The 15,588-nt window shown below is 44.9% G+C and carries 9 protein-coding genes, 2 tRNA genes and 1 pseudogene; 6 read left to right on the forward strand and 6 right to left on the reverse strand.

All coding sequences use genetic code 11. The features are described from left to right. The first annotated feature begins 86 nt into the window (after positions 1-86). The 5 genes and pseudogenes from OCV19_RS19455 to OCV19_RS19475 all read left to right on the forward strand — a co-directional run bounded on the left by OCV19_RS19455 (position 87) and on the right by OCV19_RS19475 (position 4,629). Positions 87-990 (forward strand): annotated as a pseudogene (locus tag OCV19_RS19455) (IS5 family transposase). A gap of 122 nt (positions 991-1,112) precedes the next feature. Then, on the forward strand, positions 1,113-2,627 hold the full coding sequence (locus tag OCV19_RS19460; protein ID WP_065677597.1) for a DUF1800 family protein: 1,515 nt from the start codon (positions 1,113-1,115) through the stop codon (positions 2,625-2,627). A 4-nt stretch (positions 2,628-2,631) separates the two neighbouring features. Next, on the forward strand, positions 2,632-3,972 hold the full coding sequence (locus OCV19_RS19465; protein WP_065677596.1) for a DUF1501 domain-containing protein: 1,341 nt from the start codon (positions 2,632-2,634) through the stop codon (positions 3,970-3,972). 469 nt (positions 3,973-4,441) lie between these two features. Beyond that, a tRNA-Gly gene (locus OCV19_RS19470) sits at positions 4,442-4,516 on the forward strand. Positions 4,517-4,554: 38 nt separating this feature from the next. Beyond that, positions 4,555-4,629 (forward strand) — tRNA-Gly (locus OCV19_RS19475). Positions 4,630-4,807: 178 nt separating this feature from the next. Here OCV19_RS19475 and OCV19_RS19480 read toward each other — a convergent pair. Beyond that, a complete protein-coding gene (locus OCV19_RS19480; protein ID WP_065677595.1) occupies positions 4,808-7,093 on the reverse strand; it encodes a glycoside hydrolase family 9 protein in 2,286 nt (761 codons plus the stop codon). A 300-nt stretch (positions 7,094-7,393) separates the two neighbouring features. Between OCV19_RS19480 and OCV19_RS19485 the strand changes: the two genes are divergently transcribed. Next, positions 7,394-7,651 carry a hypothetical protein gene (locus tag OCV19_RS19485; RefSeq protein ID WP_017078262.1) on the forward strand — a complete coding sequence of 86 codons (258 nt, stop codon included), beginning with the start codon at positions 7,394-7,396 and terminating at the stop codon, positions 7,649-7,651. Between the two features lie 127 nt (positions 7,652-7,778). Here the strand turns inward: OCV19_RS19485 and copI are convergent, their stop codons facing one another. From copI to OCV19_RS19510, 5 genes are all read right to left on the reverse strand, one after another. Continuing rightward, positions 7,779-8,348 carry a copper-resistant cuproprotein CopI gene (gene copI / locus OCV19_RS19490; RefSeq protein ID WP_065677594.1) on the reverse strand — a complete coding sequence of 190 codons (570 nt, stop codon included), beginning with the start codon at positions 8,346-8,348 and terminating at the stop codon, positions 7,779-7,781. Positions 8,349-8,454: 106 nt separating this feature from the next. Further along, positions 8,455-11,598: an efflux RND transporter permease subunit gene (locus tag OCV19_RS19495; protein WP_065677593.1), complete on the reverse strand. Its 3,144-nt coding sequence runs from the start codon at positions 11,596-11,598 to the stop codon at positions 8,455-8,457. Next, entirely contained in the window at positions 11,595-13,337 is a 1,743-nt protein-coding gene (locus tag OCV19_RS19500) for an efflux RND transporter periplasmic adaptor subunit (protein WP_065677592.1), read from the reverse strand. Before OCV19_RS19500 ends, OCV19_RS19495 begins: the two co-directional genes overlap by 4 nt. Before the next feature lie 11 nt (positions 13,338-13,348). Further along, positions 13,349-14,791 carry a TolC family protein gene (locus OCV19_RS19505; RefSeq protein WP_065677591.1) on the reverse strand — a complete coding sequence of 481 codons (1,443 nt, stop codon included), beginning with the start codon at positions 14,789-14,791 and terminating at the stop codon, positions 13,349-13,351. Positions 14,792-14,890: 99 nt separating this feature from the next. After that, a complete protein-coding gene (locus tag OCV19_RS19510) occupies positions 14,891-15,355 on the reverse strand; it encodes a hypothetical protein (RefSeq protein WP_065677590.1) in 465 nt (154 codons plus the stop codon). Positions 15,356-15,588: the final 233 nt, after the last annotated feature.

The raw sequence follows: 15,588 nt of genomic DNA on the forward strand, positions 1-15,588 counted from the left end.
TCCAAATAGGCGCTGTTGCCTAAATCAGTTGAACCTTTTCCAAGATCTGCGATCTGAACCTTTGTGATGATTAGAACGGTGGTGACATGGGCAAAGCGAAAAAGAAGATTACCAACTGGGCGGAATACAATAAGGCTCTGTGTAAACGTAGTTCGGTTACGTTCTGGATAGATGACTCAGCCATAGATGCATGGAAATGCAAAACCCATCATGGCAAGCGAGGTAGAGGCTTTCAGTACTCTGATACAGCGATTGAAACCGCCTTGATGATTAAGGGGATCTTCTCTCTGCCATTGCGTGCTCTTCAAGGCTTGATCGACTCTATCTTTGAGTTATTAGATGTTCCGCTGACATCCCCTGATTACATCTGTATCAGTAAACGTTCGAAGACAGTTCAGGTCAAATATCGTAATAAATCCAGAGGAGCTATTCGCCATATAGCCATTGATTCGACTGGTCTTAAAGTCTTTGGCGAGGGTGAGTGGAAAGTGAAAAAGCATGGTGCAGAAAAACGTAGAACATGGCGCAAACTGCGCTTAGCTGTTGATGTATATACTCACGAAACGATTAGTACGGAAGTCAGCCTTGTAAATGTTGGCGATAGTGAAGTGCTACCGACGTTGCTCAATCCACTACGCAGAAAGGTCATTGCCGTATCTGCCGATGGAGCATATGACACTAAAAACTGCCATGAGACTCTGAAAAATAAGGGCTGTACTCCGTTAATACCGCCTCGAAAGAATGCGGCGCTTTGGGAAGATAGGCATCCCAGAAACGAAGCTGTAGAGGCTCTGAAAAATGGAACAATAGCGGAGTGGAAATCGGAGCCTGGTTACCACTATCGCTCAATATCTGAGACCGCAATGTCTCGATATAAAGGGCTAACCAGCGGTAAATTGAGCTTGAGATGTTACAACGCTCAAGTGGGAGCAAATCATGGCGAATGTCAGTGTGACGGTGGTTTGTGGAATCGATATATCACTTTTGTAATATCTAAACAAACTATCACTCAAGGCTGACATAAATCGATTTTTGTCATCTACGATGCTCCTCTTCGAAAAAAGCGGGTAGAAAGTATGCCTGCATAACGTCAATAACGAAAAGGAAGAGCAATGAGTATCGACACCTTATCTGCCTATCGTACGCTTTGTCAGTGTACGTTTGGGCCCAATCAAACCGATATCGGAGAGCTCCAATCCAGTGGCTCCATCGAAATGTGGATCGAGAGCCAAACCAACAAACCGATAAGCAGTTGGTATAAACGTTTTGAACGAGACCAGAACCGAAGTGACCACCGCGATGGTGTGTTATACGCGACAAGTTGGACAGGACTGACGCTAGACAGTGATTATGAAAAGCAAGAATACGTTGATCACTTAAGGCAGCGTGTTGCTTATATTCTGACGCAACTGTTTGTCGTAAGTACAAGAGATCCGGCACTCTCACCTGTTGCAAGACGTTCCGCATTTTGCCTCTATTTTGATGGGTTATCAGAACGGGCTTTTGGTAATTTCCGCGAGCTACTAAAATTTGTTTCCACATCTCCTGTTATGGGGGAGTACCTAACGTTTATTGACAACATGTCAAACGAGGCTCATCAAGCCGATGAAAACTACGCCCGAGAGATACTGCAGCTTTTTACTCTTGGTCCCGTCAAGCTCGAAGGCAATGGCAAGCCGGTTCTTGACAGCGAAGGGAGACCTGTGCCGACTTACACACAGGAAGACATCGAGCAATTGGCCAAAGTATTTACCGGCTGGAAGTTTGCAAAGAGGACAAGTGGTCACGAACGTTACATGGAACCATTAGAGCCGATTGGTGAGCACAATCAGGATGAAAAACGCATTCTTGGGAAAACCTTTCCAGCGGGTCAATCGGCCTCGGAAGATCTCGACAGTTTTGTCGAACATTTAATGAATCAAAGTAATCTATACACTTACATCGCCTATTTCTTTATCAGTAAAATGGTCACCAGTAACCCCAAACCGGGCCATGTAAGAAGGGTGCGTAATGCTTTTATAAACAGTGGTGGAGATATGCAAACGCTAATCACCGCAATATTAACCGACCAAGTTGCGTTACACAGTAGCGATACCGATGGCAAGGTTCGAGATCCTCTCATTGTGTTCACTCACTCTCTACGTGCATTGGGGGCAAAGCTTTCTCGAGGAGAGTCAGTGTGGGCGAAAAACTTTAACTGGTACGACAGAATGTTACCAATGAGTGCACCTTCGGTCTTCTATTACTATCAACACGACGATGCCCCGTCTGATCCCGCGTTAGAAGGACATTTTGCACCCGAATTTAACATCTATGAGTGGAACAATATCTACCAGTACGGCCGTGAAATTAAAGAACTAGTCGTCCAATTCAATCATCACCAAAAAGGGTGGGAAATTGATAGCAAATGGGACGACCTCTATTGGAAGAACACACCAGAAACCGATTTGGACCTGATCAACGCGTTTGATGACCGCTTATTTGCTGGACAAATGACAGCAACGACAAAAAGCGCATGTCTGGCGTTTCTAGAAGAGTGCCCTCGACATAACGAAAGTTATTACGCTGATATTCGTGCGCTCGTTATGAATCTTGTTATTTCACCAGAATTTATTGTCCAGAGGTAATCTTATGTCCATTTCAAGAAGACGATTTTTGCAAGGTACCGCAGCCGCGGCAGGCGTAACCGTACTGAACTTCACCTCAATGCCAGCATATGCTCACCTATTTAACGACTGTAATGATGGACGTTACAAGGCGCTGATAGGGATAGATTTTGCGGGCGGCAATGATGGGTTCAATATGATCATTCCTCAATCAGACAGTGTTTATACAAACTACCAACGTTTACGTGGAAACCTACAAATAGGCAAAGGCGATGGAGAAAATCTGACAAACGAGTTCAATCTAAACCCTGCGTTAGACGCGATGGCGGAACTGTGGAACAAAAACGAGCTATTACCTATTTTGAATGTTGGCCCTTTGATTGTGCCTAGAGGAGAGAGCGGTCTGACCGACGAGCTAAAACCCGCGCATTTATTTAGCCACAATCACCAATCGGCCATGGTTCAAACATCGTCCCGCGTCAGTCTCGATAAGCAAGGGTTTGGTGCCAATGGTGAGATAGCTTTAGGGTCAACCTCTCGAGGGTTTGAAGGCTATTCTCCTCTGTTCGATATCGGTGGCGGGCAAGAGTGGACGAACAACTTAAACATGCAATCCAACAAAGTCGGCAGCTCTGCACCACACGATATCTTTATTAACAATGAAAGCAATCGTGACAAGCGGTTGTTTGAAAGGATACAGCAACAGAACAATTACCAACATGTGTTCCAACGCCATTACGCCAAGCTCGCGGCTAATGCGCCAGATACGCATGGTAAAATGAGCGATATCTTCAATACCGTTCTCGATGCGTCTATTGTGTTCCCAGAGACCGCCATTGGCCGACAACTTGAAGCGGTCGTTAAATTGATTCTGAATCAAGAAGCCTTTGGTCAGCAAAGGCAATACTTCAGCTGCAAGTTGGGTGGCTTTGATACGCATTCAAATCAATTAGCACAACAGTCTCAACTTCTAATGGAGTACAGTGAAGCCATTACCGTTTTCCATCAAGCACTACGACTCTACAAACTAGATTCGCAAGTTACCTCTTTTACCCATTCTGAATTCGGTCGTACCTTGATCCCCAATGCAAATGGCGGATCCGATCATGGCTGGGGCAGTCACTCTTTCGTGATTGGCGGTGCGGTTTCAGGGAAACGTTTTGTGGGCGCATACCCAAGCCTAGAAGAAGGAAGCGATCATTTATTGTCGAGGGGACGGGTTATACCGACCACGTCGACCGATCAAGTGCACGCTACCTTGCTGAGTTGGTTGGGGTTAAGGAATGAAGATATAACAAACATCTTTCCAGCGTTGGAAAGTGATGAGTTCACAGAGAAAACACTCGATATTTTCAGCTGCGTTTAACAACTTTTAAACGATAAATAATAGAGAGGCAATTGCTCTCTATTATCTTCACCATCAATGTCTTGCAAGGTTGCTTAACTATAAATCCCGCAAATAATTAACACACACTACTTTAAGTGAAGAAAATACGCTCACATCTATTTATCAATCTCATTAATAGCGCTATTTTGTTCCGCAAGCTAAATATATGAGTTAAAGAATGAAACTCTCGATATCAGGGAAGTTGCAGCTCAGTTTTCTGTTACTTGCAGTACTTTTTATCGCATCCGCATTTTTTGCATATCAAAGGTTCCAATATACATTTGATACTTGAGTACATACAAGTTCAGGTTGATTAGTGAAGGGAATGAGCAATTAAAGAGCATGGAGAACAAAAAGCACGCAAACAAACACTTAACATTGATTTAGTCCTTTTAATTTTTGGAAACTGTGGCATGATAACTTCGCTTTCAAGAGATACCTAAGAAAAGCGTACATCGTATAATGGCTATTACCTCAGCCTTCCAAGCTGATGATGCGGGTTCGATTCCCGCTGTACGCTCCAAATATCTTAATGCCTCAGTCTTACTCATAAGACAGTGTGCGTGCATCGTATAATGGCTATTACCTCAGCCTTCCAAGCTGATGATGCGGGTTCGATTCCCGCTGCACGCTCCAACCTCTATTTAGTTTCAAATTATCTTTAGTTACAATCCCCCTTTAGATTCACCATCTCCGCTTAGCTTAAAGTCTAAAACAATTAAAACTGCGCACTTCATTGTGTGATTTTTTGTATTAAAAAAGAGCAATACCAAATGATATTACTCTTTGAATATTCTTAATTTAATTGATTACCTCAATCAAGCTGCCCTTCATCTAAAGCAGAAGTAACCCATACTAGCGGCGCATTCCAGTTGATGGTTATCTCGTTCAACGTCCAAGCTCCAATATTATCGCTGTAACACGTTTGTCCAACACATTTGCCTTTCATCACAGCGGCAATAGGATCACTAAAACTTACCGAATTTGGGCCTCCAATTAACGCACCCGGCGCTGGTTTTGGTGAACTTTCATCAGCAGCGTAAGCCCAGAATCGATGATGAGGATTCTCTGCAGGTTTCGTTCCATAACCAGTAACATAAGAGATATTCATCGGGTTACCTCCGAGGATATAATCCATCGCACTAGCCGCCGCTTTGATGTATCGAACATCATTGGAAAAATCGTTAGCATAAATCAAAAAGATACTTCGGTTTACAAGGTTGGAGTTTGAGCCCCACGAATACTCTTCTACGGTATAAGGAATGTTATAGCCTTCATTGGCAACTTGCTTGGTATAAGATTCAGCCGTTTTAATGATGTTCTTACGTGCTTGTTCAATAGCCTGGCTGTCTAATGAGTTAGGTACCACGGCTAAACTCACAGTGCCCGCAGGCGCTATATACTGCCAATACATATCACCATCCGCATTGATGTTCCCCTTCGGCACTTCAAGATAGTGTGGAGAATCAATCAATACTTTTTTATAAACCTCATCATTGGTTGTGATAAAGAGCTCGGCCGCAGCCCAGTATCGCTCATCACTCAATTCGATATCATCATACGGCCCAGAGCCTGTGAAGTTGTCGTAAGCATAGATATCTTGATGTTGATTTGCGGCGTTCCACGCTTTGATCGCTGAATCCAAACATAACTGTGAGAAATCACTGTCGATATCTTTCCAAATACGTGCGCACTGAGCACCGATTGCCGCCAGATTCAGCGAAGCCGCAGTAGTAGGATAACCAACATAACGTTTCTGAGTATCTTTGTGTGGCGGTAATGGCATGCCCGTCCAAGATTCATCCGCAATCTTATGGAATGCCAGCCCTCTCGCGTTAATCTCGGTAAGTTTTAGCTGTTTACTGGCAGACTGATTACCAACAGGGACAGAGATAGGCGTGTCAGAGTCGACTTGCATCGCTAACATGAACTCTATGTTCCAGCGTGCTTCAGACAACAACGGGTTAACGCCATTGGTTGCTTCAGGGATTTTTACTTTACCCTCTGAAAAAGGAAGTGATTTGTTTTCTAAGAACTTACCTCGTTCGTATAAGTTCAGAAGTGTCCATGTTGAGATGCCACTGTTCACCGTGTATTTACCATGATCGCCTGCATCATACCAACCACCAGTCGCATCAATAGTCAGGTCGCAGCCAGGCCATTTATTTCCCCAACTATCAACTTTATCAAAGCATGTTGCCGTATCAGACATATGGCCACCGGGCCTCGCAAGATCTTCACGTTGAACGAACTCTGGCTTTATTTCAATGCCGCTGCGATTTTGATAGAAGTAAGACAACGCATCGAGCTTCAACTTGCTATAAACATCATTTCGAATATCGAAAGGATAGCTAACATCGTCATCGACCTTGACCGTTAAACCTCTCATCGTGTCTGTATATTTTGAAAGGTTAACTCGGTGAATGTGCTCACCCGACGCTTTATTCAAACCGAATACTTCTGTTTTTCCGAGATCAAGGCTGATCCCTGATTGTGAGACTAATGTCCATTTCAAAGGTGTCGTCGAGGTATTTTCAACAAAGATATATTTATCGGATTTCGGTAAGAAACCTACTTGATTGGCTCGAATCGGCATCTTAGTCGCTGTTTTTACAAATGGCTTACCTACAACAGAAACGTTATCAACACAGATGACACCAGTTTTCTGTGCGCCTAATTGAAACTGGAATTCTGTATCGGCGTCACTATCAAGTTCGTGTACAAAATCAAACGTATAGCTTTGCTTGTCTGTTGATATACCCACGTCACTTAGAAAATAATGTGTATAAGGAGGCCCTTCATGTTGGATCAAGGCTTTCATCTCAGTATCAATATTTGCATATGCATCGAACGATACTTGGTACCTTTGACCTTGCTCTAAACCAATGCCAATGTGACCTAAAATGACATCCCAAGAATTCTTTCCTGGGTTTTTTATATCAATACACGCTTCATTACTTTCTGTTGCTATGTTGGCGCCGGCATTCCACCAGCCATCCATATTGCCTTTAAAGTGACTATTCCTAATCTGCTCTTCTGCGTAAGTTACTCCAGAAGATAAAATCATGAAAACCGCGAGAGATAACGTTCCTTTTTTCATCATTATTCCTTAAAGATGTTTCATATCTCCAAGGAAACTAGCGAAATAGATTCAATAATAGAGAGTTAACATTCGCAAAAAATAGACTCGTAAAAATAAATATTATGATTTCTTGTGATGTTTAACACTAAGGATCAAGCTCATGAATCAATTGCATGGATAGACAAAACGATATTGTGCTAGTGCCTCTCAATTAAACTCAGATTTCATAAAAGTGCGGGTTTAATAATCTTGGTCAATATCTGGAAAAACAGTTGTGGTAATGTGCGCGCATTAGCAACAACCCATAAATAATAAAAAATGTTTAAAAGCAATGAGTTAACAATTAATATCGATGCAATTAATGTCGCACTGTCAAAAGTAGAAAATGCGAACAAAATTCAGCTAGATACATTGAAAGGTTATGTGAACAGCGAGCCTGAACAGGCTGTACTGGCTTTTCGATCGCTGAATGAAGCAGAATCAATCGACGACAAGTTTAAAAAGATCATGGCAGAGCTACCGCACCTAAGCGGCGAAGCACACCACCTGCTTGAAACTTCTATCTTGCTACAGTGACTATGAATAAAGATAAGCCTCAACGAATCCCTCTCAGCAAAGCGCTTTGGGCATAAGTTAAAACTTATCTTTCATTTTCTTGCCCCCATTGAATTATCTAATTCAACAAAGCACTATTAATTAACGTCTAAAGCGTTAACGACTTCACCATACCCGCTTCAGCGTGACCAGGAATATTGCACGCGAACTCTACGTTATTATCACCATGGAAATGCCACAGCAATTGCTTCGCTTTACCCGGCTTAACTGTCACTGTGCTGCCCGAGTCATGAGCGTGATTACCCATATTTTTCATCATTTCACGGTGCTCTAATTGCTCTGAAGCAGAACCAATCGAGAATTCATGATCAATCTTACCTGTGTTCATCACAACGAACTGCACCACGTCGTTCGGCTCAATATCAACCTTGTTCTTAAATGTGATTTTCATATCGTCACTTAGCAGAACATGAACCACTTTATCCGGCTTTGCGCCTGTCGCAGGCATACCCACTTCAGACATGCCTTCCATATTCATCATCGAATGGTCCATCTTTCCACCCTTCATCATGCTGTGGTCCATTTTTGAATGATCCATCTCTCCACTCTTCATCATCGAGTGGTCCATGCTTGAATGGTCAACAGCTGAGTGGTCCATTTCAGCAAAAGCCGTTGCGGTAGTTAACGTCAGTGCAATCGCAATAAGTGTCTTTTTCATGATCGTTCCTTAGATAAATTCAGTTATTTATTTGTTAGTTTCACATGTTTGTGTGGTACGCCCTTACCCACTCTGTTTTGGTCAGTAAGGGCTAATAATCAATACGTTATTTGTTTGTCTCGTTTTGGCTATGCGTAATCTCACGCTGTTTCCAGAGCTTAAAGATTGCAGGCAAAACCAGTAGGGTAAGCAACAGTGCCGACGCCATTCCGCCTATCATCGGCGCGGCAATTCGCTGCATCACTTCAGAGCCCGTTCCCTCGCCATACATAATTGGAATGAGGCCAATGATCACCGTAAGTACTGTCATCATCACTGGGCGAACACGCAGTCCTGCACCCTCACGAATCGCATCCGTTAAGTCTTCACTCTGAAGTGCTTGCTGGTTCTGCTCCGCATCCAATTTTTTGTAGTGCCATGCTTGGTTTAGGTAGACCAACATGATCACACCTATCTCAACAGCTACCCCGGCAAGGGCGATGAAGCCCACCCCCACTGCAATGGAGAAGTTGTAATTGAGGATATGCATTAGCCATAAACCACCAACCATCGCGAGTGGTAATGTCAGCATGATCATCATCACCTCACCGACACGGCGGAAACTGAGGTAGAGCAACAACATGATGATGGCGATGGTAATTGGCACGACGACACTTAAACGTTCTTTGGCGCGCTCCATGTATTCGTATTGACCAGACCACGCCAGTGAATAACCCGCAGGTAAGACGATTTGATCTGTAACGACTTTTTGCGCCTCTGCCACATAAGAACCAAGGTCGCGACCTTCGATGTCAACGAACACCCAACCATTAGGACGAGCGTTCTCCGTCTTAATCATTGGTGGTCCATCTTCATAGCGAATATCTGCAACATCAGACAAAGCAATTCGCGCTCCATTTGGTGTCACTAACGGCAGGTTCTGCAGCTTAACGACAGAATCACGATAGCTTTGTGGGTAACGGACATTGATTGGATAACGTTCTAGCCCCTCAACGGTTTCACCCACGTTCATGCCACCAACCGCCGTCGAGATAACCTGTTGCACTTCTTTAATGCTCAAGCCATATCGCGCAGCAGAGCGGCGTTTAATGTCTATCGTCACATAACGACCGCCAGCTACACGCTCGGCATAGACAGAAGCCGTACCACCAACGTTGTTGAGGATGGGTTCAAGTTGCGAACCAATATCTTCAATCACACTCAGCTCTGGGCCAGCGATTTTGATACCGATTGGGGTTTTGATACCGGTCGCTAACATGTCGATACGGGTTTTGATTGGCATAACCCACGCATTGGTTAAACCTGGGAACTGAATCAGATCATCAAACTCTTTACGCAGAGACTCAGTAGTGACACCGTCACGCCACTCATCTCGCGATTTAAGCTGAATCACGGTTTCAATCATGGTTAACGGTGCAGGATCGGTTGCCGTCTCTGCTCGACCAATTTTGCCCCACGTGGTTTCGACTTCTGGAATGGTTTTGATGAGCTTGTTGGTTTGTTGCAACAACTCACGAGCCTTACCTATTGAGATGCCCGGATACGTGGTTGGCATGTACATCAAATCCCCTTCGTCCAAAGGAGGGATGAACTCACTACCAAGCTTACTGGTTGGGTAATAAGCAGACGCCATTAAGCCAAGTGCGATAACAATCATCACCTTTGGATATTTTAGGCTGAGGTTCAAAAGCGGCTTGTACATCGCCACTAGGCTGCGGTTGACTGGGTTTTTGTGTTCAGGTAGTACGTTGCCGCGAATGAAGTAACCCATTAGCACAGGCACAAGCGTGATAGCCAAACCCGCCGCTGCGGCCATCGCATACGTCTTGGTAAATGCAAGTGGCGAGAACATCTTTCCCTCTTGCCCTTCTAGCGCGAACACAGGCACAAAACTCAAGGTAATGATTATCAAAGAGAAGAACAGCGGTGCGCCAACTTCTTCTGCTGCCTTACCAATCACCTGCCAACGGTTTTTGTCAGTGAGCGGAGTCCGTTCAATGTGTTTATGAACGTTCTCGATCATCACTATGGCACCATCCACCATGGCGCCAATCGCAATCGCGATCCCGCCAAGAGACATGATATTGGCGTTAATACCCTGCCAATGCATCACAATGAATGCACCTAAGATACCAACAGGCTGACTTAGAGCGATAACCAGCGATGAACGAATATGGAACAAGAACAGCGCACACACCACGGCGACCACGATGAACTCTTCAGCCAGCTTCTTCCAAAGGTTTTCAACGGCTGAATCAATCAAAGTCGAACGGTCATAAGTCGCGACAATCTCGACACCATCAGGTAAGCCGGCTTGCAACTCAGCGAGTTTGGATTTCACCGAGTCGATCACTTCACTGGCATTTTCACCAAAGCGCATCACGATAACGCCGCCAACCGCCTCGCCCTCACCATTGAGTTCAGAGATACCACGACGCATCTGCGGGCCAAGGTTAATGTCAGCAATGTCACCTAATAGCAGCGGTGTACCTTTGTCTGTCACTTTTAACGGCAGAGATTGAATGTCTTCGATGCTTGTCAGGTAACCGGTGGTACGAACCATATGTTCGGCTTCCGCAATTTCGACGACAGACGCTCCTGTTTCTTGATTACCATCTTGGATTGCCTTGTTGACTTGCTGAAGCGTTAGGTCGTAAGCACGTAACTTGGCAGGATCAATCTGTACTTGGTACTGCTTCACCATGCCACCAACGGTCGCCACTTCAGACACGCCTTCTACAGTTTGCAATTCATACTTCAAGAACCAATCTTGCAAACTACGAAGTTCCGCTAAGTCGTGCTGACCTGTTTTATCTTGCAACACGTAGCTGTAAACCCAGCCCACACCGGTTGCATCGGGTCCTAGTGTTGGCTTGGCACTCGATGGCAAGTTAGGTGCAACTTGGCTTAAGTACTCCAACACTCGTGAACGCGCCCAGTACATATCGGTATCGTCATTGAAGATGATATAGACATAGGAATCACCAAAGAACGAGTAGCCACGAACTGTTTCAGCACCCGGTACAGCTAACATGGCGGTGGTCAATGGATAGGTCACCTGATCCTCGACCACCTGTGGGGCTTGACCCGGATAACTGGTTTTGATGATTACCTGAACATCTGACAAATCAGGAATGGCATCAACCGGTGTATTTTTAACGCTGTATAAACCGCCAAATACGATGGCGACAGTGGCAACCAGCACTAAGAAACGGTTGCTAATAGACCAGCGAATAATTGCATTGATCATAGTTCGCCCTCACCCGTGCTATTCGTCGGTTCGAGAGATTGGAGCACATAATCAGAACCCTGCTTCGCCACTAGAAACCGAATGGTTTGACCCTCGGCAAACTCAGATAAATCAAGGTCATCACTGGCTTGGAAATTCATTTCACCCGCTTTCCAATTCCACTCAGGGACTGGCTGATGTTTTACAGTGATCATGCCAAAATCTGCCATCAACATGGTGATATCACCCGTTACCCAAACTTCGCCGGCGATCTTGTGTTTGTTGACCTTGTAATCAACAACCTCGTACTGCCCTGACTCTGTCTTTCTCATCTCAAAATCAATCGCCTTACCACGTTTCACATCACTCATGTCTAAGCCTTCCGCAAAGGTGAAATTCATCACCATACCCGGCCAATCCCATTCAGGAACAGGCTGATGGTTAATCGTCACCATGCGACTGCCTTGCATAACATCGGAAATTTCGCCATTTGCCCACACGGTTTCAGCTTCTTCCTCAACACCATTGATGCGTGACAGATCAGCAGATTGGCTCGATTCAGAATCCAACATGAAGTGCGCAGAAGTGACAATACTCTCACCTTGCTCTAGCCCTTGAAGCACCTCTATTTTTTCGCCAGCTTCACGACCAACCTCAATACGAGCAGAACGATACTTGCCAAAACCTTCTGACATCACCACTCGAGTCATTCCACCGGAGTGAATAACCGACGATCTTGGGATAGTAAGAACGGCTTCATCACTGATGGGTTTCAGCGCAATATTGGCGAACATATTTGGCTTAAGCTCGCCATTTGGATTGGAGAACTTCAAACGAACGCGCAAGGTTCGAGTTTTTGGATCAAGGATTGGGTAAACGTAATCGACATTACCCAACCACTCTTTGCCAGGAATGGCATCTAGCGTCATCACCGCATTGCTGCCTGACGAGATCCAGTGCGCTTGACGCTCAAACACCTCAGCATCAACCCATACTTCGCCTAATGGACCAGCACTGATCACCGCTTGTGCAGGTGAAAGATAACCACCTTCTCGGATATTCAGGCTTGCGATGACACCATCGGCTGGCGCTTTGACTTCAATGGTTTGTGAGGCTTTGCCTTTGCGCGTAATAGCGCGGATTTGAGTCTTATCAACACCCAAGGTAATTAAGCGTTCAGTCGAGCCCTTGATCAAACCTTTACGACCCGTTTTATAAGCACTGATCAACTCTTCTTGTGCTTTAACAAGCTCTGGAGAATAGAGTGTAAAAAGCACATCACCTTTGTTTACCTTCTCACCCACTGCGTTGATGTAGAGCTTCTCAACCCAACCAGAAACACGCACGTTGGTTTGCCACAATGTACTTTCATCGAACGCCACATAACCCACGGTTTCAATCCGAGGAGACAGCGCTTCGAACTTAACTTTCGCTGTTTTGACACCCAGATTATTTTCTACCGACGAATCAATGAACACGGTACCGGGCTTATCTTTTGCTCCGCCGTTCACATCGTCGGCATACACAGGGATAAGATCCATCCCCATTGGCGATTGACCTGGCTTATCACGCTGATAATTTGGATCCATCGGAGCCACCCAATACAGAGGTTCATCCTTGGTTTGTTTACTTACTTCGGCGTCTGTACTCGTTGCCATTGCTGACATGTCGTGTGCTGGATTAATTAGAAAATGGTTCACACCAAAACCCAATGCACCACCGACCAATAAAGCGATTGTTGCTACTTTTACTGTATTCATTGTCTATTCCCTTATTGATTGGCTGTGTGTTTAGTTGCGCTTGAGCTGAGTTGTGGTTGGTTTAGTTGGTATTCAAAGCCACTGACTAACGCCGCCAGTTTGCTGTTAACGATGTTGAGATCGGTGATCAAACGTTGTTTCTCTAACTTAAGCGCCAGCTCATCGGTCGTTGCTGAAATAACATCGTTAAACTGGGCGGTATTGTTTTGATAGCCCCTCTCAACCGCGCTGATTCGGGCTGCGGTTTGAGGAAGCAAGGACGTTTGATAGCGATCTAATCGCTGGATCAGATTTGATCTGTCCACCAGCAATGCGTTCACTTGCGCGTTCATTTGGGAAAGTAAGGTGTCTTTTTGAGATTTGGCCGCACCAACTTGATACTGAGCAGCCGATAAGTTTTTATCTTGTCGGTTCCCTGTAAACAGAGGGATGTCGACTGTCACATAAGCACTCACCAGATCAGAAGCTGTTTCACCCGCCATGTTATTGGCTTGACGGCGTGCATACATCACTTCCACCCCAAACTGCGGGGTATAAGCTTGCTCTGCTAACTCGACCTGAGTTTGATTGGAGGAAATACTGACATCGGAGATCTTAACCAAAGGATGGTCAGTCAGTAGCTGGTAGTGCTTGGTTGAATCGATATTGGTCGCTAATTTGCTTTCCAACAATGACCAATCGATTTGGTTAGTTGCATTCAGTGTGCCCTGAGAATCAAGAACCTGAGAGCCTAGCCAATCAGAACCCAACCATTCAGAAAGCTGAGAGATTAAGCGGCGCTGAACTTGCTGGTTTGCCTGAAGTTTCTCATCAAGCTTGCTCACTTGAAGCTGAGCGTTAAGCAGATCTTGCGCTTCACTTTTACCAATCGAGTAATTGGTTTGTACATAGTTTTCAAGCTCAACCAACAAACGACGATTTTGACGAATCACCGACTCAGCCTTTTGCTGATAACCTAACTCAAGCCAAAGCTGCGTCATGCTATTCGCAACCGTCAATTCTCTTGCTTGCACCTGCAAAGCTAAAGCATCAGCCTGCTGGCCTGCCTTTTTCTGTTGGAGGTTAAGCGTATCGCCACGCTCAAACTGCTGCATCAGCCCTACCGATATATTAGTCATCGGGTCTTCGTCGAATTGAAAGCTATCGACAGGCAAACCGCCAAATCCAACTTTCAATTTCGGGTCCATTAAGGTCGAGCTGGCAATACCCGTTTCTCGCATCGCTTGAGACTGAGCAAAGTACTGCTTGCGATTTCCATCTTCGCTTAAAGCAATCTCAATCAGTGTATTGAGGTGCTGCGTCGAGCTTGCTTGGTCATGTGCTGAAATGTGTTGAGCGTTTGAAGCTGACGCCGTGGTAGCCGCGAGCGTAGCACTTGAAAACAAGGCCATAGGCAAGGCAGCAGCAACCACTAAGCTCGTGTTCATGACAAACACAGAGGTTGTTGGTTTCATATTCACAATGAATGTCCATATCTAACGCTAATTAGCGCATAAAAAAGAATGGCTTATCAGATTTATCTAACTGATAGAGCTGTATTTTTAGATATAGATTTATGCGGAAGGTGGGCGTAGCAAAGATTGAGCGCGTGCGACTTTCTGGCCAATCGTGACCGATTGAAAACGAGCTAATGAAAAGGAAAGTTGATCAACGGCTTGAACAGCCTGAATTGGATAGGGACTTGCAGAACACATTGAGGCACAGCAATCGACACTCGAACAATGGTTACCCATCATCGGACTGCCGTCTTCGCTCATTGAAGGCATATCGAATTGAGCCATCAAAGCATGGGCACTCATGTTAGAGTCTTCAGCGTGTACTTCTTCACTCATCACATGACACCCTGCCATTGAATCATTAACCGAAGTATCGCTGTGGTAACAAGCCGACTTGCTCGACCCCATTTCCATCATCATTACTTCAGTCATCAAGGCTGAGGAGCTTGAGGCATAGCTAGACATCAACATCGCAATGATGCTGAAAACAATAATCCAAGTTTTTCGGAATGTGTTTGTCATAGCTTACCTTTGAATTTACAACGCAACTATAAACGTTCCCCTTAGGGTAAGGTCAATGCCATTGTGCCGATATTTACCTGACCGTTGAAAAAGTATTCATCCTCTCTTTCATCAAAATGAGATAATTCTTCGACTTTGCAGTTTTTTCTTTAAAAATTATCCAATTAGCTAGCGAAACCTCTATCTGTGTATTTTACTTAAGATAGTGCAACCACGATTCACGGATGATAAAA

This window comes from Vibrio celticus, assembly GCF_024347335.1.
Classification (GTDB): Bacteria; Pseudomonadota; Gammaproteobacteria; order Enterobacterales; family Vibrionaceae; genus Vibrio; species Vibrio celticus.